This is a genomic window from Roseovarius litorisediminis, assembly GCF_900172295.1.
In the GTDB taxonomy this organism is placed as follows: Bacteria; Pseudomonadota; Alphaproteobacteria; order Rhodobacterales; family Rhodobacteraceae; genus Roseovarius; species Roseovarius litorisediminis.
In genome coordinates, this window is record NZ_FWFL01000003.1 from 412,283 (window position 1) to 432,853 (window position 20,571).

Genomic DNA, 20,571 nt, shown 5'->3' on the forward strand with positions numbered 1-20,571 from the left:
AAGAAGCAGCAGGTTCAGGCTTGGCGAGGACCGGAAGGGACGAAGATGTTTGACACTATTTTGATAGCGAACCGGGGCGAGATTGCCTGCCGTGTCATGGAAACCGCAAGGGCCATGGGCGTGCGCACGGTGGCAGTTTATTCAGACGCTGATCGTGCCGCAAAGCATGTGGCAATGGCCGATGTGGCGGTCCACATTGGCGGGCCTGCCCCGGCGGACAGTTATCTGCGCGGTGACGTGATCATTCAGGCTGCGCTGGATACGGGTGCGCAGGCGATCCATCCGGGCTATGGGTTCTTGTCCGAGAATCCGGACTTTGTGGATGAAGTCGAGGCGGCAGGGCTGGTTTTCATCGGGCCCTCGTCCAGTGCAATCCGGGCCATGGGGCTGAAGGATGCCGCCAAGGTGCTGATGGACGAAGCCGGTGTGCCGGTGGTGCCGGGGTATCACGGCAAGAACCAGAACCCCGAGCATCTGTCGGGGGCGGCGGATGCCATTGGCTATCCGGTACTGATCAAGGCCGTGGCAGGCGGCGGCGGCAAAGGCATGCGGTTGGTCGAACGGCCCGAGGTTTTCATGGATGCGCTGGAAAGTGCCAAGAGCGAGGCGAAAACCGCCTTTGGCAATGAGGCGGTGCTGATCGAGAAATACATCCAGAAGCCGCGCCATATCGAGTTGCAGGTCTTTGGCGACGGCCAAAGCGCGGTGCATCTTTTCGAGCGCGACTGTTCGTTGCAGCGACGCCACCAGAAGGTGATCGAAGAGGCCCCCGCGCCGGGTATGACCGACGAGATGCGCGCGGCCATGGGGCAGGCTGCGGTGCGCGCGGCCGAGGCGATTGGTTATGCCGGGGCAGGTACGATCGAATTCATCGTAGATGGTTCAGACGGGCTGCGCCCTGACGGGTTCTGGTTCATGGAGATGAACACAAGGTTGCAGGTTGAACATCCGGTAACAGAGGCGATTACCGGGGTTGACCTGGTAGAGTGGCAGTTGCGGGTTGCTTCGGGCGAAGGGCTGCCCAGGCGACAGAAGGATTTGCAGATCAATGGCCATGCCTTTGAGGCGCGGCTTTATGCAGAAGATGTGCCTAAAGGGTTTTTACCTGCCACTGGCACACTGACCCATCTGGAGTTTCCGCAAGGAGCGAGGGCGGATAGCGGCGTGCGCGCGGGCGATGAGATTAGCCCGCATTACGATCCGATGATTGCCAAGTTGATCACCCATGGCACCACACGCGCCGGGGCGTTACGACGGCTTTGCAGTGCGCTGGAAAATTGTGAGGTGGCCGGTACGGTGACCAATCTGGCGTTTCTGGGTGCGTTGGCGCGGCATCCCGGATTTGCAGCGGGTGATGTGGACACGGGCCTGATTGGCCGCGACATTGATACGCTGGTGGTGGCACCGGAACCGGGTGCACCCGAGGTGGCGCTGGCCGGACTGGCCACGCTTGGGCTATTGCAGACCGAGACGCCTGATACCGGGTTTACCTTGTGGGCGCCACTGGAACGGATTGTGTCTTTGCGCCGGGGGGGCGAAGATATCTCTGTTTGCGTGCGCAGCCTGTCGAGGGATGCGCACGACGTGGTGTGCGACGGAAAGGTTGTTTCGGCGCGGCGCACTACCGGACGCTGGCAACTTGACGGGCGGTTGGCGCCCCCGGTTGCAGTGACAGGAGCGACAGTGACGCTTTTTACGCAATACGGCATGGCCTTTGAAAGGGTCGACCCGCTGGAGCGAGACAGCGTGGCGGGCGGCGATGCTACCCTGATCGAGGCGCCGATGCCAGGGTTGGTCAAGGCGGTTCTGGCATATGCCGGGCAGGCGGTTGCCAAAGGTGACCGGTTGGCGGTGCTGGAAGCGATGAAAATGGAACATGCGTTGCTGGCCGCCCGAGATGGTGTGGTGGCCGAGGTTCTGGTCAGCGCGGGTGATCAGGTTGCAGCGGGGGCGGCGTTGATCCGGCTGCAGGACGACGAGGAAGGAAAAGCGGCATGATCACATTGCACCATTCGGCCGAGACGCGTTCGATGCGGATTTTGTGGTTACTGCATGAGTTGGGTGTCGAGTTTCATGTTGTACCGCATGCGTTTGACAAATCGCTGCGGGCGCCGGAATTTCTGAGCCTGTCGCCCGCAGGACGGGTGCCTGCACTGGAGCTGGAAGGCGAGAGGATGTTCGAAAGTGGTGCCATGGTGGAATATCTGTGCGAGCGATATCCCGAGCGTGGTTTGGGCAGGTTGCCGGGTGATATGGACCGGATGGCCTGGCTGGTCTGGATTCATTTTGCTGAAACTGTCAGCCAGCATGCCGCGGCGCTGACGCAGCAGCATATCGCGCTTTACGACGACGCGATGCGCAGCCCCATCATTATGAAACTGGAGGCCGCGCGGCTGCGTAAGTGCTATGCGGCGATTGAAGCGCGCTTGAGCACACCGATTGAAAACCGTGATTACCTGCTGACCGGGGGGTTTTCGGCCTGCGATATCTGCGTGGGGCAGGCGGTCTACATGGCCAGGCATTTTGCGCGGATCGATGACTTTCCTGAAATGTCCAGATGGTATGCGCGCATAACCGAGCGCGAAAGTTTCAAAGCGTCGCTGCCGGGGCCCGATACAACACGGCTGTTTGAACAGGACTTTTACGAGGCCTGGGATGTCTGAAACGGTTGAGATTTTCGAAGTTGGTCCGCGTGACGGACTGCAGAATGAAAAGCGTCCGATCCCGCTGAATGAAAAAATCGCTCTGGTCGATTGCCTTAGCCGTGCAGGGTTCAAGCGCATCGAGGTGGCCAGTTTCGTGAGCCCAAAATGGGTACCTCAGATGGCGGACAGCGCCGAAGTTCTGGCCGGTATAGAAAGGGTTGAGGGGGTTCGTTATGCGGCGCTGACACCCAATTTGAGAGGGTTTGAAGACGCGTTGGCAGCGCAAGCGAACGAGGTGGCAATATTCGGATCCGCCTCGGAGGGTTTCTCAAAGGCCAATATAAACGCCACCATCGCCGAAAGCCTTGAGCGGTTCGCGCCGGTGATGGATGCGGCCAAAGAGGCGGGCATTCGTGTGCGCGGCTATGTCTCTTGCGTGACGGACTGCCCTTATGACGGCAAGGTGGCGCCGGGGCAGGTGGCCTGGCTGGCGGAGAAACTGTTGGCGATGGGCTGCTACGAGATAAGCCTTGGTGACACCATCGGGCAGGGCACGCCCGAAAGCGTTGATGCGATGCTGGCGGCCGTGTCGGGGGTTGTCCCGGTAACGCAGCTGGCGGGACATTACCACGATACGGCGGGACGGGCATTGGACAATATCGAAGTGTCTTTGATGCGCGGGCTGCGGGTATTTGATGCGGCTGTGGGGGGCTTGGGCGGTTGCCCCTACGCGCCGGGTGCGGCTGGAAATGTGGCAACCGAGGCGGTGCATGACAGGCTGGACGCCCTGGGATACATGACCGGGTTGGAGCGGAAGGTTTTGGCGGATGCCGCAGATTTGGCACGGGCGATGCGGGCCGGGTAAGCTACGAATTTTCTGCGAAAATTCGGCAGCGATACAAAGGGGAAGAAGATGTCTGAAGTGATTAGCGTGGAACATGACGCGCGCGGCGTGGCCACAGTCAGGCTGGACCGGGCGGAAAAGCATAATGCGATGTCTGCGCAGATGATCGCAGAACTGACCCGGGCGGCAGCGGATCTAGCGGCTGACCCGGGCGTGCGGGTTGTCGTGCTGGCTGCGAAAGGCAAAAGTTTTTGCGCGGGGGGGGATCTGGATTGGATGCGCGCACAATTTGATGCTCCGCCCGAAGTGCGTTCTGCCGAGTCGGCCAAGTTGGCGCATATGTTGCAGGCGCTGAATACCTTGCCGAAGCCTTTGATCGGTCGGCTGCATGGCAACGCTTTTGGTGGCGGTGTCGGGTTGGCGTCGGTTTGCGATGTGGCAATTGGCGCCGATCATATTCTGATGGGGTTGACAGAAACCCGGCTGGGACTGATCCCCGCCACGATCGGTCCCTATGTCTGTGCCCGGATGGGCGAGGCCAGGGCGCGGCGCGTTTTCATGTCGGGCCGCCGATTTGGTGCAGCCGAGGCGGTGCAGCTGAACCTGTTGGCGCGCGCGGTGCCCGAGGCAGAACTGGATGCAGCAATCGAGGCCGAGGTTGAGCCCTATCTGAGCTGTGCACCCGGTGCGGTGGCCCGGGCGAAAGCGCTTTTGCGGTTTCTCGGTCCCGATATTGATGACGGGGTTATTGCCCATACCGTAGATGAGCTGAGTGCCTGCTGGGCCGGGCGAGAGGCCCCTGAGGGCATCGGGGCTTTTTTCGACAAGCGCAAGCCGGGCTGGATCGAAGACGCATAGACCACCGCAGACATATCCTGAAAGAACAGTATTTTAAGGGGAGAAGTTTTTTCCCTTATCTTTCAATATGTCCTTGCTGCAACTTGATGTACTGTGGGCGCTATTTCCCAAAACGCAACATGCCTGACCTGCGACAGGGTTTCGGCGCTGACGCTGCAAGGGCGGTACTTGTCGGAACTGTTTCAAAAACCAGCGGTATATTCGGTCTCGGCCAGCCACGCCGAACAAGCGGCGAACGGCACCGAGTGGGAGCGCATGGTGCAGATCATTCTGGGGCCGGAGGTGGAACCAACGCCGCATGTGAAGCTGGGCGTTGAATATATGTACAACGCGGGTTTTGTGCCGATGATCCTGCCGGCGATCACCGCTGACAGAAGCGTGGATTCACGCACGCTGATTGTAGGTGGCAAGCTGACCTTCTGATCTATTGAGGGGAAGGGATCGCAGCAGGTTGCGTGGGTTTTGCTTTAAAGATAGCGTCATCTGCGACAACCTGCGGTAAGTTGATGAGGTCCGCCATGCTCTTAACCACCACCTGCATCGGGGCCTATCCCAAACCTGACTATGTCCCGATCTCGGACTGGTTTCAGGTGCGCCACGATGCCGAAGAGTATAACGATACAGTTTTGCGTCAATGGAGTGAGGCCAATTCGGGCGACGCCCTGGCGTTGATGGACCGGGCTACAGCCGAGGTAGTTGCCGATCAGATCGCCTGCGGGATTGATGTGCCCACCGATGGCGAGGTGCGGCGTGAAAATTATGTTCATTATCAATGCCGGCATTTCGATGGGTTTGATTTTGAAAACCTGACCGAAAGGGTGCTGCGCAACGGCGCCTATAGATCCGAATTGCCAACCATCCGCAGCGTGATCCGCGCCAATGACACTAAAACGCTGATACGTGATTGGCAGGTGGCCGAGGCGGCTGCAGGTCGGCCTGTGAAAATCACCGTGCCTGGTCCAATGACCATTTCGGATACAACGGCGGATGTTTTTTACAACGACCCACCCAGGCTGGCACGCGATCTGGCGGACGCACTGAATGGCCAGATCAGGGCGCTTGCCGATGCCGGGTGCCGTTATATCCAGGTGGACGAGCCGATTTTTGCCCGCAAACCGAACGAGGCGCTGGAATACGGTATGGAAACGCTGGAGCGGTGCTTTCATGGGCTGCCGGCGGAAGTGACGCGCGTGGTTCATATGTGTTGCGGCTACCCCTCTTATCTGGATGAAAAGGGCTATCCGAAGGCCGATCAGGCCTCATACACACAGATTGCAGAAGCTGTTGACGGTCTTGCGGATCAGATTTCGATCGAGGATGCACATCGCCATAATCCGACGGATTTGTTTTCCCAATTTGAGAAATCCAGCCTGATCGTGGGGTTCGTGACCGTTGCATCCAGCCAGGTTGAATCAGTCGAGGAAATCCGCGCGCGCATGCTTGAAGTACTCGAGTATTTGCCGGCCGAGCGTCTTATTGCCGCGCCGGATTGCGGGCTGGGCTTTTTGGGGCGTGATCTGGCGATGAAAAAACTTCAGAATCTCTGTCGGGCGGCGCGGTCTGTCTGAGGGCAATACCCGGACCTGATGAGCTGTGTAATATGCGGTTTGGTGCATTGGTAATGGACCAAAGAGATGACTTTTGCCAAAATCGGGTAAACTGCCATTTTTCGACCGCGTGAAAATGTCCAGCGTCTGTTGACCCCACCATGGGGCAGGGGTAAACCCGCTTTAGTCATTGCAGCAATTTGAATGCGCGCTGTTGACGTGCATGAAAGGAGCCACCTCGTGGAAGAGATGCTGAGGGAATACCTTCCCATTCTCGTGTTCCTGGCCATCGCCATCGGCCTTGGAATTGTTCTGATCCTCGCAGCCGTCATTATTGCTGTCAGACATCCCGATCCCGAAAAGCTAAGTGCGTATGAATGCGGTTTCAATGCGTTCGACGACGCACGTATGAAATTTGATGTCCGGTTCTATCTGGTGTCGATCCTTTTCATCATTTTCGACCTTGAGATCGCGATGCTGTTCCCCTGGGCGGTGGCCTTCAAGGATGTCAGCATGGTCGGCTTCTGGTCGATGATGGTTTTTCTGGGCGTGTTGACTGCCGGTTTTGCCTATGAATGGCGCAAAGGAGCGATGGAATGGGAGTAGCAACCGGAGCCAACAGCGCGGGCATTGATCGCGAAGTTTCAACGCAGGCCCTGAACGCCGAGCTGCAGGACAAGGGTTTCCTGCTGACCTCGACCGAGGATATCATTAACTGGGCGCGCACCGGCAGCCTGCACTGGATGACCTTTGGTCTGGCCTGTTGTGCGGTCGAGATGATGCACACCGCGATGCCGCGTTATGACGTGGAGCGTTTCGGTTTTGCCCCGCGCGCATCCCCGCGTCAGTCGGACGTGATGATCGTCGCAGGTACGCTGACCAACAAAATGGCCCCGGCGCTGCGCAAGGTTTACGACCAGATGCCCGAGCCGCGCTACGTTATCAGCATGGGCAGCTGCGCCAATGGTGGCGGGTATTACCATTACAGCTATTCGGTGGTGCGCGGATGTGACCGGATCGTGCCGGTGGACATTTACGTGCCCGGCTGCCCGCCGACGGCCGAAGCGCTGGTCTATGGGATCATGGCTCTGCAACGTAAAATCCGCCGCACGGGGACGATTGTAAGATGACCAATGCATTGAAAGAGCTGGGCGCCCATATCGAATTGAAGCGCAGCGATTGTGTGCTGGGGTGGGACTTGGCACATGGCGAGCTGACCGTGGATGTGGCGCTGGCCAACATCGTCGGGCTGGTGGAGTTTCTGAAAACCGATCAGACCTGCAAATTCTCGACTTTGGTTGACATAACTGCGGTGGATTACCCAGAGCGGGCCAAGCGGTTCGACATGGTCTATCATTTCCTGAGCATGTATCAGAACCAGCGTATCCGTCTGCGCGTTGCAGTGCGTGAAGAGGATATGGTGCCCTCGGTTATCGATGTCTTTCCGGCCGCCAACTGGTTCGAGAGAGAAGTCTTTGACATGTACGGTATTCTGTTTTCGGGCCACCCGGATCTGCGCCGAATTCTGACCGACTATGGCTTTCGCGGCCATCCTTTGCGCAAGGACTTTCCGACAACCGGCTATACTGAAGTGCGCTATGACGAGGTGCAGAAGCGGGTGATCTATGAGCCCGTGAATCTGGTGCAGGAATACCGGCAGTTTGATTTCATGTCGCCATGGGAAGGTGCCGAATACATCCTGCCGGGCGATGAGAAGAAGGAGGAGTCGAAATGATGGGCGGCGGTTACGGCATGGGATTCGGTGGCGGCGGGCTGCTTTTCATGGCGCTCTTTGCGGCGTTGATCGTCATTCCTTTTTGGCGGCTTTTGCCGAAATTCGGTATCCCGAACTGGGTGGCTCTGGTTGCGATCATTCCGCTGGGGGCTCTGATCCTGCTTTGGGTCATGGCGTTCAAGGACAAGATTGACGGAGCCCAATCATGATGGACGGCTCCAAAGGTTTCGATGACGCCCTGACCGGCGAACAGAAGATTCGCAACTTCAACATCAACTTCGGTCCGCAACACCCGGCAGCCCACGGCGTGCTGCGGTTGGTGCTGGAGCTGGACGGCGAGATTGTCGAACGATGCGACCCGCACATCGGTCTGCTGCACCGCGGCACCGAAAAGCTGATGGAAAGCCGGACATATCTGCAGAACCTGCCTTATTTTGATCGCCTGGATTATGTAGCGCCGATGAACCAGGAACATGCCTGGTGTCTAGCGATTGAAAAGCTGACTGGCGTCGAGGTGCCGCGCCGCGCCAGCCTGATCCGGGTGCTCTACAGTGAAATCGGCCGCATCCTGAACCACATCCTGAACATCACCACACAGGCGATGGATGTGGGCGCGCTAACCCCACCGGTTTGGGGGTTTGAGGAACGCGAAAAGCTGATGGTTTTCTATGAGCGCGCCTGTGGGGCACGGCTGCACGCAGCCTATTTCCGCCCCGGCGGCGTGCATCAGGACATGCCGCCCGAGTTGCTTGACGATATCGAAACCTGGGCCAATGAATTTCCCAAGATGATTGCCGATATCGACGGGTTGCTGACTGAAAACCGGATTTTCAAACAGCGCAATGCGGACATTGGCGTGATTTCCGAGCAGGATGCCTTGGATTGGGGATTCTCGGGCGTGATGGTGCGCGGGTCAGGTATGGCCTGGGATTTGCGCCGCGCGCAACCTTATGAATGTTATGATGAATTCGAATTCCAGATTCCTGTTGGCAAGAACGGCGATTGCTATGATCGCTATCTCTGCCGGATGGAGGAAATGCGCCAGTCGCTGCATATCATCCATCAGGCTATCGCCAAGCTGCGCGCACCTGACGGGCAGGGCGATATCCTGGCCCGCGGCAAGATCACACCGCCCAGCCGGGGCGACATGAAAACTTCGATGGAGTCGTTGATCCATCACTTCAAACTTTACACCGAGGGCTTCCACGTGCCCGAGGGCGAAGTCTATGCCGCGGTTGAAGCCCCGAAAGGTGAGTTCGGCGTTTATCTGGTGGCCGATGGCACCAACAAGCCGTACCGCGCCAAGATCAGGGCGCCCGGATTTTTGCATTTGCAGGCGATGGATTATGTGGCCAGTGGTCACCAACTGGCCGATGTGGCTGCGATTATCGGTTCACTGGATGTCGTTTTCGGGGAGATCGACAGGTAATGACACTTGCGGGGGCCGCTATAGCGCTTTCGGGCGCGGGGATATTGGTGACAGGGTTTCTGGCACTGATGTTTCTGCGTGATCCGATTGCCGGATTGGCCCACACGACGCACCGGGCGGAACATCTGCCCGAAGTCATGACGGACCGCTACATTGCCTTTACCATCCTGACGATCGGGGCCACGCTTTATGGCGATATGAAGGTGATTGCGGCGCTCTTTGCGACTTTTGCATTTATGGGGTTTGCCGACGCCTGGATTTATGCGCGCGGTGGTCATCCGATTGCCAAGCATATTGGTGCCGGCATTGCGGCCTCGGTCGTGACTGTGGTGGCGCTGCTGGCGATATGGGGGCAGGGCGCATGATCCGGATCATTGTGGCCATATCGTTGTCTTTCGGGCTGGCGACAGCCCCTGTTTCTGTTACGGCCTCAGAGGCCGTGTCGCCAGAGCGCGTCGAGGCTTTTGTTGCGGTGGTCGAGGCGAATGGCTGCCGGATGACCCAGTACCGGGCCAACACGGTGCTGCCCGAAGCAGGGTTCGACAACAAGACCGAAACAAAATCGATCACCGAATTGCTGATCGAGCAGGAACGAGCCCGCATTCTGGACGGACAACTGGTTTTGTTTGGCGGCGCCTGTGGCGAGACACTGAAATATTCGGGCCGCGAACGGTTTTTTGCCGGGCTGGCCGACAATGGCTGCAAAATGAATTCGGAAGAGGCAAGGCTGATCCTGCCCCGTGTGGGTGTCGAGATGCAGGAAGTGCAACTTCTTATGGAGCGTATGATCCATATGAGCGAGGTCAGCCTGTCAGATGACGAGAAAACTGTCTATCTAGAGCAAGGCCTTTGCGACAAATTCAGGGGTCTTTCGGCGTCCATGGCCGCGACAAAACCGATCGCACAGCAGCGCACCGCGGAAGAGCTGAAGGCGGCTTTTGTTGAATTCATGAAATCAGTGGATTGCAAGATGACCCGCGCCCAATCGCATGAAATGCTGCCTGCCGCGGGCTTCACCGGCAAAGAGCTGCGGCCGATTATTGCTGGTATGATCAAAGACGGCGAGGCAACGATGACCGGTGAACAGGATCTTTTGACGCTAAAAAAAGAGGTGTGTAACGGATGATACGCAAAGCCGTTTTAGCGACGACGGGCCTGACCCTGCTGACTGCCTGTGCCTTGCCGCCGCAAAGCGTCAATCGTCAACAGATTGCCGATTACGAGGCCGCTGTCGCCAGCATTGGCTGCGAGCTGGTGAGTGAATCTGATTATCTGCCGGTTGAACTTCAGGCCGGGCTGACGCGCCAGCAGGCGCTTGATATTACGAAATACGAACTTGCTGCCGGGACTGCTGAAGCGCTGCCCGGCGGTGGAGTGAGACTGACCACAGGAGCCTGTGCCTAGATGCTACGCCGTCTCTATCATGAGCAGCCCGAAAGCTTTGCTTTTTCGCCCGCAAATCAAAAGTGGGCCGAGGCGCAGATAACGAAATACCCCGAGGGGCGTCAGGCATCGGCGATCATTCCGTTGCTTTGGCGCGCGCAGGAGCAAGAGGGCTGGCTGACACGCCCCGCGATCGAGCATGTGGCCGACAGGCTGGGCATGGCCTATATCCGGGCTTTGGAAGTGGCCAGCTTCTATTTTATGTTTCAGCTACAGCCGGTTGGTTCCGTGGCGCATATTCAGGTTTGTGGCACAACGTCCTGCATGATCTGCGGCGCTGAGGATCTGATCGGGGTCTGCAAGGAGAAAATCGCGGCTAACCCGCATACCCTGAGTGCTGATGGCAAATTCAGCTGGGAAGAGGTGGAATGCCTGGGGGCCTGCGCCAACGCCCCGATGGCACAGATCGGGAAAGACTATTACGAGGATCTGACCGCGGCGCGTATGGGCGAGATCATTGATGAACTGGCTGCAGGCAAGGTGCCAACACCGGGCCCGCAGAACGGGCGTTATGCTTCTGAGCCAAAATCCGGTCTGACGTCGCTCAACGAATTCGACAGTGGCAAGACCAAATACAATGCCAGCGCACAGCTTGCCATTGATATTGGTGACACGGTCAAGCGGATCGACGGGACCGAAGTGCCGCTGTTGACGCCTTGGCGCGACAAAGGGGCTAATCACACCCCCGCAGCGCCAAAGGTGAAACTTGCCAGCGAGCCGGTTGCAGTGGTTGCCAAAGAGGCACGGATTTCAAAGTCTGATGCCAAAAAGGGCGATGATGCAAAATCGAAAGCCAAACCAAAGCTCAAGGCCCCGAAGAAAGCCGCAGTCAAGCCTGCCGCTGAATCAGCGACGCCAGCAAAGGCGGCATCCAAAGCAGCCGTAACAGGCGCTGGCAAGAAGCCACGTGTCATGAAGGCCCCGCGCAAATCCGGTGCGGATAACCTGAAAATGATCAAGGGCGTTGGGCCGAAACTGGAAATCATGCTGAACGATCTGGGCTTTTTCCATTTTGACCAGATTTCGAAATGGACCGAAAACGAGGTCGCCTGGGTCGATCAGAACCTTGAAGGCTTCAAAGGGCGGGTCAGCCGTGACAACTGGGTAGAACAAGCGAAACTTCTGGCGGAAGGAAAAGAGACCGAGTTCTCGGCCCGGGCCAAAAAAGGGAATATCTATTGACGACATCCAAGTGACCGCCACAGGGAGTAACTGCCATGTCTAATTCTGGAACTTCGGGAAGCTGCCCGGTGATCTGCTGGGGCCTTGCCCTGATCGCAGGTCTGATAACTGTCTGGTCAACGATTGATGCAGTCGGTTTTGTGGCTGCCCTGATGCTGGGATTGGCGTTGGCAGTTCTGCTGGGGTTGGTCCTGACGCAGTTGTTTTGCTCTGCCTCGGAAAGCCATGTGGTGCCTTCGGACGCCAGCGCTCCTGTCGAGAAGCGCGAGACGGCGAAGCCCGCGGTGAACAAGGCCGTCGCTCCGGAGACTGCTTCTGCCGCCAAGGAAACGGCGAGTGCCCCCGCTGATGAGGTTGAGGCGGAAAAGACGCAAGACTCTGACGGCGATGGCGTGTTGGAAGGTGAAGATGAGGGCGCACAGCCCGAGACGCTGAAAGCGGCGCGCGGTGGCAAGGCGGATGACCTCAAGCAGATCAGGGGCGTCGGCCCCAAGCTGGAAGTCTTGCTGAACGAAATGGGGTTTTACCATTTCGACCAGATCGCAGGATGGAATGCGAATGAGGTGGCTTGGGTCAATGCAAACCTCAAAGGCTTCAAGGGGCGCGTGACGCGCGACAATTGGGTCGAACAGGCAAGGATTCTTGCCGCAGGCGGTGAAACAGAATTCTCGAAACGCGTCGAAGACGGCGGCGTGTATTGAAAGCGATGAGTGATGCAGGGACCGGACAAACAACAGGCGCAGAAAGGCCGCTTCACCGCGATGGTGATCGCAGGCACGGCTGTGTTCTGGGTGCTGGCCACGCTGATCGGGGGGCAATTGGGGCTGAGCAACCGTGTTCGAGCCTTGTTCGATATGCTGGCACTGGCGGGGTTCATATGGGCCTTCGTCTTGATTTACCAAATCTGGCGCGATCGCCAGAGCAATCAGGGGTAGCGGGATGCTGAAAGACCAGGACCGTATTTTTACCAATCTCTACGGGATGCATGACCGCACCCTCAAGGGTGCCAAGGCGCGCGGACATTGGGACGGTACGGCAAAGATTTTGCAGAACGGGCGCGACTGGATCATCAACCAGATGAAAGCCAGCGGCTTGCGCGGACGTGGTGGTGCAGGGTTCCCCACGGGCCTGAAGTGGTCGTTCATGCCCAAGGAAAGCGATGGCCGCCCGGCCTATCTGGTGGTCAATGCCGACGAATCCGAGCCCGGCACCTGCAAAGACCGCGAGATCATGCGGCATGACCCACATACGTTGATCGAGGGCTGTCTGATTGCCAGCTTCGCGATGAATGCACATGCCTGTTACATCTACATTCGGGGTGAATATATTCGCGAGCGCGAGGCGCTGCAGGCCGCGATCGACGAGGCTTATGATGCCGGGTTGATCGGCAAGAACGCCTGCAAATCCGGTTATGATTTTGATCTGTATCTGGCGCATGGCGCCGGGGCCTATATCTGCGGTGAGGAAACGGCGCTGCTGGAGAGCCTTGAAGGCAAGAAGGGCATGCCACGGATGAAGCCTCCGTTCCCGGCAGGGGCAGGCTTGTATGGTTGTCCGACCACCGTGAACAACGTGGAATCGATTGCCGTAGTGCCGACCATTTTGCGCCGTGGACCGGACTGGTTTGCAGGTTTCGGGCGCCCCAACAATGCGGGCACCAAAATCTTTGGCATCTCGGGCCATGTGAACAACCCGTGCGTTGTCGAAGAATCGATGTCGATTTCATTTGAAGAACTGATCGAGAAACACTGTGGCGGTATTCGCGGTGGCTGGGATAACCTGAAGGCGGTGATCCCGGGTGGTTCGTCCGTGCCCTGCGTGCGCGGCGAAAACATGCGCGATGCGGTGATGGATTTTGACGCGCTACGCGAAGTTGGTTCAAGCTTGGGCACGGCGGCAGTCATTGTGATGGACAAGGACACCGACATCATCAAGGCGATCTGGCGGCTGTCGAAATTCTACAAACACGAAAGCTGCGGTCAGTGTACGCCGTGCCGCGAGGGTACAGGCTGGATGATGCGGGTGATGGACCGCCTGGTAAAAGGCGAGGCCGAGGTTGAAGAGATCGACATGCTGCTGTCAGTCACCAAGCAGGTCGAAGGTCACACAATTTGCGCCCTTGGAGATGCGGCGGCCTGGCCAATTCAGGGCCTGATCCGCAATTTCCGTGACGAGATCGAGGACCGGATCAAGGCGCAGAAAACCGGCCGCGTCAGTGCCGTGGCGGCGGAGTGAAGTGGTTGGAGCAATGAGTATGCGGTTTTTCCTACTGGTCCTGACATCGACCCTTGTGCTGGGCGCTTGCACTGACAAGAAAGAACGCGTGTTCTTTGATGGTAAATACTATCCGGCAAAAGCCAAGCATCAGTCCAAGAACGATCGCACGTTTTTCACGGCGACGGTTCGCAAGGCGTCGCAGGGGCTGGAAGGTGCTCGCGCGGCGGCGCTGCATGCCGGTACGCAATATTGCGTCGAGAATTATGGCACCTCGCAGATTGACTGGAGCAGGGCGCCGGATGACGACCAATCGGTGATCGTAACCTCTAACGGCAACGTCGTAGTTGCGGGTGAATGCAAGATATGGTGATAAGTCTTTCAATATCAGGGTGTTACTCTGTTTGCTATTGTATAGCAGATAGCGCACGACCCATCTGCTGTGCAGATGGTGCCGCGATGTACGTAGCACCTGATAACAGTATGAAAGGACTATCCCCATGCGTATGATGACAACCTTGGTTTTAGGTTTCGCACTGGTGGCCAGTGCCGTAGGTGCCAGTGCCAAAACGCCGCTGCGTGATGTCAGCGAGATTGACGATGCTATGCTGTGGGTCGCTTTGGCCATTGAGATCAGTGACAAATGCAATGAAATTGACCCGCGCACTTTTAAAGGGCTTTCGGTGCTTTACGGGCTGAAAAACCGGGCCCAGGAGCTGGGCTATTCGAACTCCGAAATCAAAGCCTATGTCAAAAGCCACGAGGAAAAGGCGCGAATGCGCCAGCGCGGCGAGAAATATGTGAAATCCAGAGGTCTGAACCCGTCCGATCCGGCGGCGCTGTGCAGTCTTGGCCATACCGAGATTGACCGCTCCAGCAAGATCGGGGTTCTGTTGAAAGCAAAGTGAGAACGGATGTCTGACCTACGCAAGATCATCATTGACGATACCGAGATCGAAGTAGACGGGGCGATGACCCTGATCCAGGCCTGTGAACAGGCCGGGATCGAGGTGCCGCGCTTTTGCTACCACGAGCGTTTGTCGATTGCCGGAAACTGCCGGATGTGTCTGGTCGAAGTGGTCGGTGGGCCGCCGAAGCCCGCCGCATCCTGCGCCATGCAGGTGCGCGATCTGCGGCCCGGCCCCGAAGGTCAGCCGCCAGTGGTGAAAACCAACAGCCCGATGGTCAAGAAGGCCCGCGAAGGGGTGATGGAATTTCTGCTGATCAACCACCCGCTGGACTGCCCGATTTGCGATCAGGGCGGCGAGTGTGATCTGCAGGATCAGGCAATGGCATACGGTGTGGATTTCAGCCGTTTCCGTGAGCCCAAACGCGCGACTGAAGATCTGGATCTGGGGCCGCTGGTTGAAACCCACATGACGCGCTGCATTTCCTGCACGCGCTGCGTGCGCTTTACGTCCGAGGTGGCCGGGATCACGCAGATGGGCCAGACCGGTCGTGGCGAAGATGCCGAGATTACCTCGTATTTGGGCGAGACCCTGGACAGCAACCTGCAGGGTAACATCATTGATCTGTGCCCGGTGGGCGCACTGGTAAGCAAGCCATATGCCTTTACCGCCCGCCCGTGGGAACTGACCAAAACCGAAACCATTGACGTGATGGATGCCCTTGGCAGCAATATCCGGGTGGATTGCAAGGGCCGCGAAGTGATGCGGATTTTGCCACGAAACCACGATGGCGTGAACGAGGAATGGATATCCGACAAGACGCGTTTTGTCTGGGACGGGCTGCGTCGTCAGCGACTGGACAAACCCTATGTGCGTGAAGACGGTAAGCTGCGGCCTGCCAGTTGGGGTGAAGCGCTGAGTGCTGCTGCGACGGCGATGAAAGGCAAGAAAATTGCCGGCCTGGTCGGCGATCTGGCCCCGGTAGAAGCGGCGTTTGCGCTAAAACAACTGGTTGAAGGGCAAGGCGGCAAGGTGGAATGCCGCACTGATAAGGCCAAACTGCCTGCGGGGAACCGCAGTGCCTATGTTGGTACGGCCAGCATTGAAGATATTGATAGCGCGCAGATGATCCAGCTGATCGGCTGCAACCCCCGTGTTGAGGCCCCGGTGCTGAATGCGCGTATCCGCAAGGCCTGGAGCAACGGCTGCAATATCGGACTTGTGGGCGAGGCCGTGGATCTGACTTACGATTACGCCCACATCGGCACCGATCGCAAAGCGTTGGAAAGCCTGTCGTCTAAGGAAATTGGTGCCGCCAAGGACATGAACACCGTGGTGATCATCGGGCAGGGCGCCTTGACCGAGGCTGACGGCGAGGCGGTTCTGGCCCATGCGATGAAGCTGGCCGAGAACTCAAATTCAAAATTCATGGTGCTGCATACGGCGGCGGGCCGGGTTGGCGCAATGGATGCGGGCTGCACCACAGAAGGCGGGCTTGAAGCTGCCATCGAGGGTGCCGAGGTGGTCTATAACCTTGGTGCCGATGAAGTCGAAATCGCTGCTGGTCCCTTTGTGATCTATCAGGGCAGTCATGGTGATCGTGGCGCGCATCGTGCCGACGTGATCTTGCCGGGGGCCGCTTACACCGAGGAACAGGGCCTGTTCGTGAACACCGAAGGACGGCCGCAACTGGCGTTACGCGCCGGATTCGCGCCGGGTGAGGCAAAGGAAAACTGGGCAATTCTGCGCGCTTTGTCCGCCGAGATAGATGCAACTCTGCCCTATGATAGCCTGCCGCAACTGCGCACAGCGCTGGTGGCTGAGGTGCCGCATCTGACCCAGATTGACACGGTGCCCGAGAATGATTGGCAGCCGGTGAAGATTTCGAAACTGGGCAAGGCCGATTTCCGGGGGGCGGTTGCGGATTTCTATCTGACCAATCCGGTTGCCCGTGCCAGCGAACTGATGGCCGAGCTGAGTGCCAACGCCAAGGCGCGTTCGGCCAAGGCGATGGCGGCAGAGTGATACGTCGTGTGACATATCTGACGCCTTTGGCGTTTGTCCTGGCCGGTGGTGTATCGGGATGCGAGGCGACGTCACCTGATATGGTCACGCGCGCAGACCCGGTTTACCAGGGAATCGAAACGCGGTTGCTGGACGACGATCTGGTGAATTTTCGGGTCGAGTTGGCAGGTGGCAGCACTTCCAGCGACGTGGATCGCTATGCAGAATGCGCTGCGGCACAGTATACGCTGATCCGGGGATACGGTTTTGCGCGACATCTGCGCACGAAAGTGGCCGAAGAGGGTGGCATCTGGCGCGGTGATGCGGTTTATACGATCTCATCGGCCCGGCCCGATGGGCTAAGGACAATCGACGCCGAAGTCGTCGCCGCAGATTGTGCGGAAAACGGAATACCGATGGTGTGAGGACATGATGGCTGAATTCTTTACAACCCCTCTCGGGATCTTGGTGCTTATCGTGGCACAGTGTCTGGCGGTTGTCGCCTTTGTCATGATCTCGCTTCTGTTCCTGGTTTACGGCGACCGTAAAATCTGGGCCGCAGTGCAGATGCGGCGGGGGCCCAACGTGGTGGGCACATTTGGCCTGCTGCAATCGGTGGCGGATGCGCTGAAATATGTGGTCAAAGAGGTGGTCATACCTGCCGGGGCCGACAAGACAGTGTTCCTGCTGGCGCCGCTGACCAGCTTTGTGTTGGCGATCCTTGCCTGGGCAGTGATTCCATTCAACGACGGCTGGGTATTGTCGGACATCAACGTGGCGATACTTTTTGTCTTTGCCGTTTCCAGCCTTGAAGTTTACGGCGTGATCATGGGCGGATGGGCGTCAAACTCGAAATACCCCTTCCTTGGTTCGTTGCGCTCGGCCGCACAGATGATTTCCTATGAGGTCAGCATCGGGTTGATCATCATCGGGATCATCATCTCGACCGGATCACTGAATTTTGGCGATATCGTGCGCGCACAGGATACAGGTTACGGGTTTTTTGGCTGGTACTGGCTGCCGCATTTCCCGATGGTTTTCCTGTTCTTCATCTCGGCGCTTGCGGAAACCAACCGCCCGCCATTTGACTTGCCAGAAGCGGAATCAGAGCTGGTTGCAGGCTATCAGGTTGAATATTCAGCCACGCCCTTCCTGTTGTTCATGGCGGGGGAATACATCGCTATCTTCCTGATGTGCGCGTTGACCTCGCTGTTGTTCTTTGGCGGCTGGCTAAGCCCCATTCCCGGGCTGCCCGATGGGGTATTGTGGATGGTTGGCAAGATGGCGTTTTTCTTTTTCATCTTCGCAATGGTCAAGGCGATCACCCCGCGTTACCGCTATGACCAACTGATGCGGATCGGTTGGAAAGTGTTCCTGCCGCTTAGCTTGGGCTGGGTTGTGATCGTGTCGTTCCTTGCGAAATTCGAAGTTCTAGGCGGTTTCTGGGCCCGCTGGGCAATAGGGGGCTGATAAGTTGGGCGTGGATTACGTTCTTTTTGACCGGCTAACAGAACTGTCCACCCGGTTTCAACCGGGCGGGCGGACGCTGATGCTTGGTCGGCAGACGTTTTCCATCCAGTCGCAGTACCGCCAGCTTTATGATCAGTCGCTTGAGCGGTGCGGGATCAAGGCTTCGCGTTTTGATTTTCTGCAAAAGGACGGTTACGCGGAAACCCTGATGCGTAAGCTGGGCTTTGGCGAGATGGAGGTCATGGACTTCTCAGACTACGAAGGCGCGCAGATTTTGCACGACCTGAACATCAAGCCGCCAAAGGCGCTGGAAAAGCAGTTTGATCTGATTTTTGATGGCGGCACGATTGAACATGTGTTCAACACACCCGTGGCTTTGGAGGGTGTTTACCGCATGCTCAAGCCGGGTGGGCGGTTCATCTCGGCTAACGGTCTGAACGGCTGGTATGGGCATGGGATGTATCAGTTCAACCCCGAGCTTGTTTGGACATTCTGGAAACGTGCCTGCAATTGCAACGTGATCAGCTGCCGCGCGGTGCCCAAGGATCCGTTGGTGGGGTTTGATCCGGTTGAATTTCCTGATCCGGCCCACACCGGTGTTCGACTCAAGCTTTACAACCAAATCGGACCGGGGCGCACATATCTTTATTACGAGGTGGAAAAGACCAGACAATCCCACCTGCCGAAATATGCGCTGCAAAGCGACTACGAGACAAAGTGGCATGGTCACGACAACGCCGGCGCAACCCGGTTTGAAGAAGCAAGGAGCTGAGCGATGGCGAATATAGATTATGGGCGCGCAGCCGGATATTTCCTGCTGAAAGACTTCATCGTCGGTTTCAAGCTGGGCCTGAAGTATTTCTTTGCCCCCAAGGCGACGCTGAACTATCCGCATGAAAAGGGCCCGCTGAGCCCCCGTTTCCGAGGTGAACACGCGTTGCGCCGCTATCCCAATGGCGAAGAGCGCTGCATTGCCTGCAAGCTGTGCGAGGCGATCTGTCCGGCACAGGCGATCACCATTGATGCCGAGCCGCGCGATGACGGCAGCCGCCGTACGACGCGCTATGACATCGACATGACCAAATGCATCTACTGCGGTTTCTGCCAGGAAGCCTGCCCTGTGGATGCGATTGTCGAGGGTCCGAATTTCGAATTCGCCACCGAGACCCGCGAAGAGCTGTTTTACGACAAGGCCAAATTGCTTGAAAACGGTGACCGCTGGGAAGCCGAGATTGCCCGCAACCTTGAACTGGATGCACCTTACCGATGACTGATCCCAAAAACCCTTTCGAGATGATGATGAAGCAGGCGCAGGAAATGGCGAAAGCGATGAACCCTGCGCTGGAATCCTTTTCGCCCAAGGGGTTTGAAAAGCTGTGGCCGACCATGCCCAAGGAATTCATGGAAATGAGCTTTGGCAGGGGCGCCAGCAAGGACGGGCTGGACGCCAAGACACGGCTTTTGCTGACACTGGCGGGGCTGACCATGCTGGGCGCGCAAAGCGATACCCAAATTCGTCTGACAGTTCGCCACGCCCTTGAGGCCGGCGCCACCAAGGACGAGATCGCCGAAACCATCGCGCAGATGTCGATGTTTGCCGGTATTCCGTCGATGACCCGCGCCATGGAGTTCGCGCGCGAGGTTATGGACGAGAGTGACAAAGAGGGAAAAGACACATGACCATTGCAACGTTTTGCTTTTACCTTTTTGCGATTTCCGTACTGACAGGGGGCCTGTTCACGGTAATCAGCCGCAACCCGGTGCACTCGGTGCTTTGGCTGATCCTGTCGTTTATCTCGGCTGCAGGCCTTTTTGTTCTACTGGGTGCTGAATTTGTCGCGATGCTGCTGGTAATCGTTTATGTCGGCGCGGTCGCGGTGCTATTCCTGTTCGTGGTGATGATGCTGGACGTGGATTTTGCCGAGCTAAAGGCGGAAATGGCGAAATACATGCCCTTGGCGCTGCTCATTGGGGCAATCCTGCTGATGCAGCTTGGGATGGCCTACGGCGTTTGGCAGGTGGCAGACGGGGCCGAGGCCGCGCGTGGTGCGGTTGCGCCCGAGGGCGTGCAGAACACCGCTGCGCTTGGCCTGCTGCTGTATGATAAATATTTCCTTCTGTTCCAGTTGGCCGGACTCATTCTGCTGGTGGCGATGATCGGGGCAATTGTTCTGACGCTGCGCCACCGCACCGATATCAAGCGCCAGGATGTGCTGCAGCAGATGTGGCGCGATCCGGCCAAGGCGATGGAACTGAAAGACGTAAAACCGGGCCAGGGGCTGTAACGCTTTT

Annotated in this window: 27 protein-coding genes; all 27 read left to right on the forward strand. The window is 57.7% G+C overall.

Features of this window, described 5'->3' with window-relative positions:
* The first annotated feature begins 45 nt into the window (after positions 1 to 45).
* Positions 46 to 1,998 (forward strand): acetyl/propionyl/methylcrotonyl-CoA carboxylase subunit alpha, encoded by a 1,953-nt coding sequence (locus tag PEL8287_RS08130; RefSeq protein ID WP_085891863.1) that lies wholly within the window; start codon positions 46 to 48, stop codon positions 1,996 to 1,998.
* The gene (locus PEL8287_RS08135) at positions 1,995 to 2,663 is read left to right on the forward strand and encodes a glutathione S-transferase family protein (RefSeq protein ID WP_085891864.1); all 669 of its coding nucleotides are present in this window, start codon (positions 1,995 to 1,997) and stop codon (positions 2,661 to 2,663) included. Before PEL8287_RS08130 ends, PEL8287_RS08135 begins: the two co-directional genes overlap by 4 nt.
* A complete protein-coding gene (locus PEL8287_RS08140) occupies positions 2,656 to 3,510 on the forward strand; it encodes a hydroxymethylglutaryl-CoA lyase (RefSeq protein ID WP_085891865.1) in 855 nt (284 codons plus the stop codon). The genes PEL8287_RS08135 and PEL8287_RS08140 overlap by 8 nt, the downstream gene beginning before the upstream one ends.
* A 48-nt stretch (positions 3,511 to 3,558) precedes the next feature.
* Positions 3,559 to 4,347 carry a crotonase/enoyl-CoA hydratase family protein gene (locus PEL8287_RS08145; RefSeq protein ID WP_085891866.1) on the forward strand — a complete coding sequence of 263 codons (789 nt, stop codon included), beginning with the start codon at positions 3,559 to 3,561 and terminating at the stop codon, positions 4,345 to 4,347.
* Between the two features lie 168 nt (positions 4,348 to 4,515).
* Positions 4,516 to 4,770, forward strand: coding sequence for a hypothetical protein (locus PEL8287_RS08150; protein WP_139837734.1), 255 nt, complete (start codon positions 4,516 to 4,518; stop codon positions 4,768 to 4,770).
* 95 nt (positions 4,771 to 4,865) lie between these two features.
* Positions 4,866 to 5,915, forward strand: coding sequence for a cobalamin-independent methionine synthase II family protein (locus PEL8287_RS08155; RefSeq protein ID WP_085891868.1), 1,050 nt, complete (start codon positions 4,866 to 4,868; stop codon positions 5,913 to 5,915).
* Positions 5,916 to 6,134: 219 nt separating this feature from the next.
* Positions 6,135 to 6,500: an NADH-quinone oxidoreductase subunit A gene (locus PEL8287_RS08160; protein ID WP_085891869.1), complete on the forward strand. Its 366-nt coding sequence runs from the start codon at positions 6,135 to 6,137 to the stop codon at positions 6,498 to 6,500.
* Positions 6,491 to 7,024: a NuoB/complex I 20 kDa subunit family protein gene (locus tag PEL8287_RS08165; protein WP_085891870.1), complete on the forward strand. Its 534-nt coding sequence runs from the start codon at positions 6,491 to 6,493 to the stop codon at positions 7,022 to 7,024. Before PEL8287_RS08160 ends, PEL8287_RS08165 begins: the two co-directional genes overlap by 10 nt.
* Entirely contained in the window at positions 7,021 to 7,629 is a 609-nt protein-coding gene (locus PEL8287_RS08170) for an NADH-quinone oxidoreductase subunit C (protein ID WP_085891871.1), read from the forward strand. Before PEL8287_RS08165 ends, PEL8287_RS08170 begins: the two co-directional genes overlap by 4 nt.
* Positions 7,626 to 7,838 carry a hypothetical protein gene (locus PEL8287_RS08175; protein ID WP_235862245.1) on the forward strand — a complete coding sequence of 71 codons (213 nt, stop codon included), beginning with the start codon at positions 7,626 to 7,628 and terminating at the stop codon, positions 7,836 to 7,838. Before PEL8287_RS08170 ends, PEL8287_RS08175 begins: the two co-directional genes overlap by 4 nt.
* Positions 7,838 to 9,058, forward strand: a complete 1,221-nt coding sequence (locus PEL8287_RS08180) for an NADH-quinone oxidoreductase subunit D (RefSeq protein ID WP_085891872.1) — start codon at positions 7,838 to 7,840, stop codon at positions 9,056 to 9,058. The genes PEL8287_RS08175 and PEL8287_RS08180 overlap by 1 nt, the downstream gene beginning before the upstream one ends.
* A complete protein-coding gene (locus PEL8287_RS08185; RefSeq protein ID WP_085891873.1) occupies positions 9,058 to 9,423 on the forward strand; it encodes a hypothetical protein in 366 nt (121 codons plus the stop codon). Before PEL8287_RS08180 ends, PEL8287_RS08185 begins: the two co-directional genes overlap by 1 nt.
* Positions 9,420 to 10,184, forward strand: a complete 765-nt coding sequence (locus PEL8287_RS08190; RefSeq protein ID WP_139837735.1) for a hypothetical protein — start codon at positions 9,420 to 9,422, stop codon at positions 10,182 to 10,184. Before PEL8287_RS08185 ends, PEL8287_RS08190 begins: the two co-directional genes overlap by 4 nt.
* Positions 10,181 to 10,462 (forward strand): hypothetical protein, encoded by a 282-nt coding sequence (locus tag PEL8287_RS08195; protein WP_085891875.1) that lies wholly within the window; start codon positions 10,181 to 10,183, stop codon positions 10,460 to 10,462. Before PEL8287_RS08190 ends, PEL8287_RS08195 begins: the two co-directional genes overlap by 4 nt.
* Complete coding sequence (locus PEL8287_RS08200) at positions 10,463 to 11,683, forward strand: NADH-quinone oxidoreductase subunit E (RefSeq protein ID WP_085891876.1); 1,221 nt, start codon at positions 10,463 to 10,465, stop codon at positions 11,681 to 11,683.
* A gap of 35 nt (positions 11,684 to 11,718) precedes the next feature.
* Positions 11,719 to 12,384 carry a helix-hairpin-helix domain-containing protein gene (locus tag PEL8287_RS08205; protein ID WP_085891877.1) on the forward strand — a complete coding sequence of 222 codons (666 nt, stop codon included), beginning with the start codon at positions 11,719 to 11,721 and terminating at the stop codon, positions 12,382 to 12,384.
* 12 nt (positions 12,385 to 12,396) lie between these two features.
* A complete protein-coding gene (locus PEL8287_RS08210) occupies positions 12,397 to 12,618 on the forward strand; it encodes a DUF5337 domain-containing protein (RefSeq protein WP_085891878.1) in 222 nt (73 codons plus the stop codon).
* 4 nt (positions 12,619 to 12,622) lie between these two features.
* A complete protein-coding gene (nuoF, locus tag PEL8287_RS08215; RefSeq protein WP_085891879.1) occupies positions 12,623 to 13,918 on the forward strand; it encodes an NADH-quinone oxidoreductase subunit NuoF in 1,296 nt (431 codons plus the stop codon).
* Between the two features lie 19 nt (positions 13,919 to 13,937).
* A complete protein-coding gene (locus tag PEL8287_RS08220) occupies positions 13,938 to 14,270 on the forward strand; it encodes a hypothetical protein (RefSeq protein ID WP_085891972.1) in 333 nt (110 codons plus the stop codon).
* A gap of 127 nt (positions 14,271 to 14,397) precedes the next feature.
* Complete coding sequence (locus PEL8287_RS08225; RefSeq protein ID WP_085891880.1) at positions 14,398 to 14,805, forward strand: DUF5333 domain-containing protein; 408 nt, start codon at positions 14,398 to 14,400, stop codon at positions 14,803 to 14,805.
* Between the two features lie 6 nt (positions 14,806 to 14,811).
* Positions 14,812 to 16,830, forward strand: coding sequence for an NADH-quinone oxidoreductase subunit NuoG (gene nuoG / locus PEL8287_RS08230; protein ID WP_085891881.1), 2,019 nt, complete (start codon positions 14,812 to 14,814; stop codon positions 16,828 to 16,830).
* Complete coding sequence (locus PEL8287_RS08235; RefSeq protein ID WP_503167646.1) at positions 16,830 to 17,234, forward strand: YNQ4 family lipoprotein; 405 nt, start codon at positions 16,830 to 16,832, stop codon at positions 17,232 to 17,234. The genes nuoG and PEL8287_RS08235 overlap by 1 nt, the downstream gene beginning before the upstream one ends.
* Before the next feature lie 7 nt (positions 17,235 to 17,241).
* Positions 17,242 to 18,279 (forward strand): NADH-quinone oxidoreductase subunit NuoH, encoded by a 1,038-nt coding sequence (nuoH, locus tag PEL8287_RS08240; RefSeq protein ID WP_085891974.1) that lies wholly within the window; start codon positions 17,242 to 17,244, stop codon positions 18,277 to 18,279.
* A 10-nt stretch (positions 18,280 to 18,289) separates the two neighbouring features.
* The gene (locus tag PEL8287_RS08245; protein WP_139837736.1) at positions 18,290 to 19,051 is read left to right on the forward strand and encodes a class I SAM-dependent methyltransferase; all 762 of its coding nucleotides are present in this window, start codon (positions 18,290 to 18,292) and stop codon (positions 19,049 to 19,051) included.
* Between the two features lie 3 nt (positions 19,052 to 19,054).
* Positions 19,055 to 19,549, forward strand: a complete 495-nt coding sequence (gene nuoI, locus PEL8287_RS08250) for an NADH-quinone oxidoreductase subunit NuoI (protein ID WP_085891883.1) — start codon at positions 19,055 to 19,057, stop codon at positions 19,547 to 19,549.
* Positions 19,546 to 19,959: a carboxymuconolactone decarboxylase family protein gene (locus PEL8287_RS08255; protein WP_085891884.1), complete on the forward strand. Its 414-nt coding sequence runs from the start codon at positions 19,546 to 19,548 to the stop codon at positions 19,957 to 19,959. The genes nuoI and PEL8287_RS08255 overlap by 4 nt, the downstream gene beginning before the upstream one ends.
* Positions 19,956 to 20,564: an NADH-quinone oxidoreductase subunit J gene (locus tag PEL8287_RS08260; protein ID WP_085891885.1), complete on the forward strand. Its 609-nt coding sequence runs from the start codon at positions 19,956 to 19,958 to the stop codon at positions 20,562 to 20,564. The genes PEL8287_RS08255 and PEL8287_RS08260 overlap by 4 nt, the downstream gene beginning before the upstream one ends.
* The last annotated feature ends 7 nt before the right edge of the window (positions 20,565 to 20,571 follow it).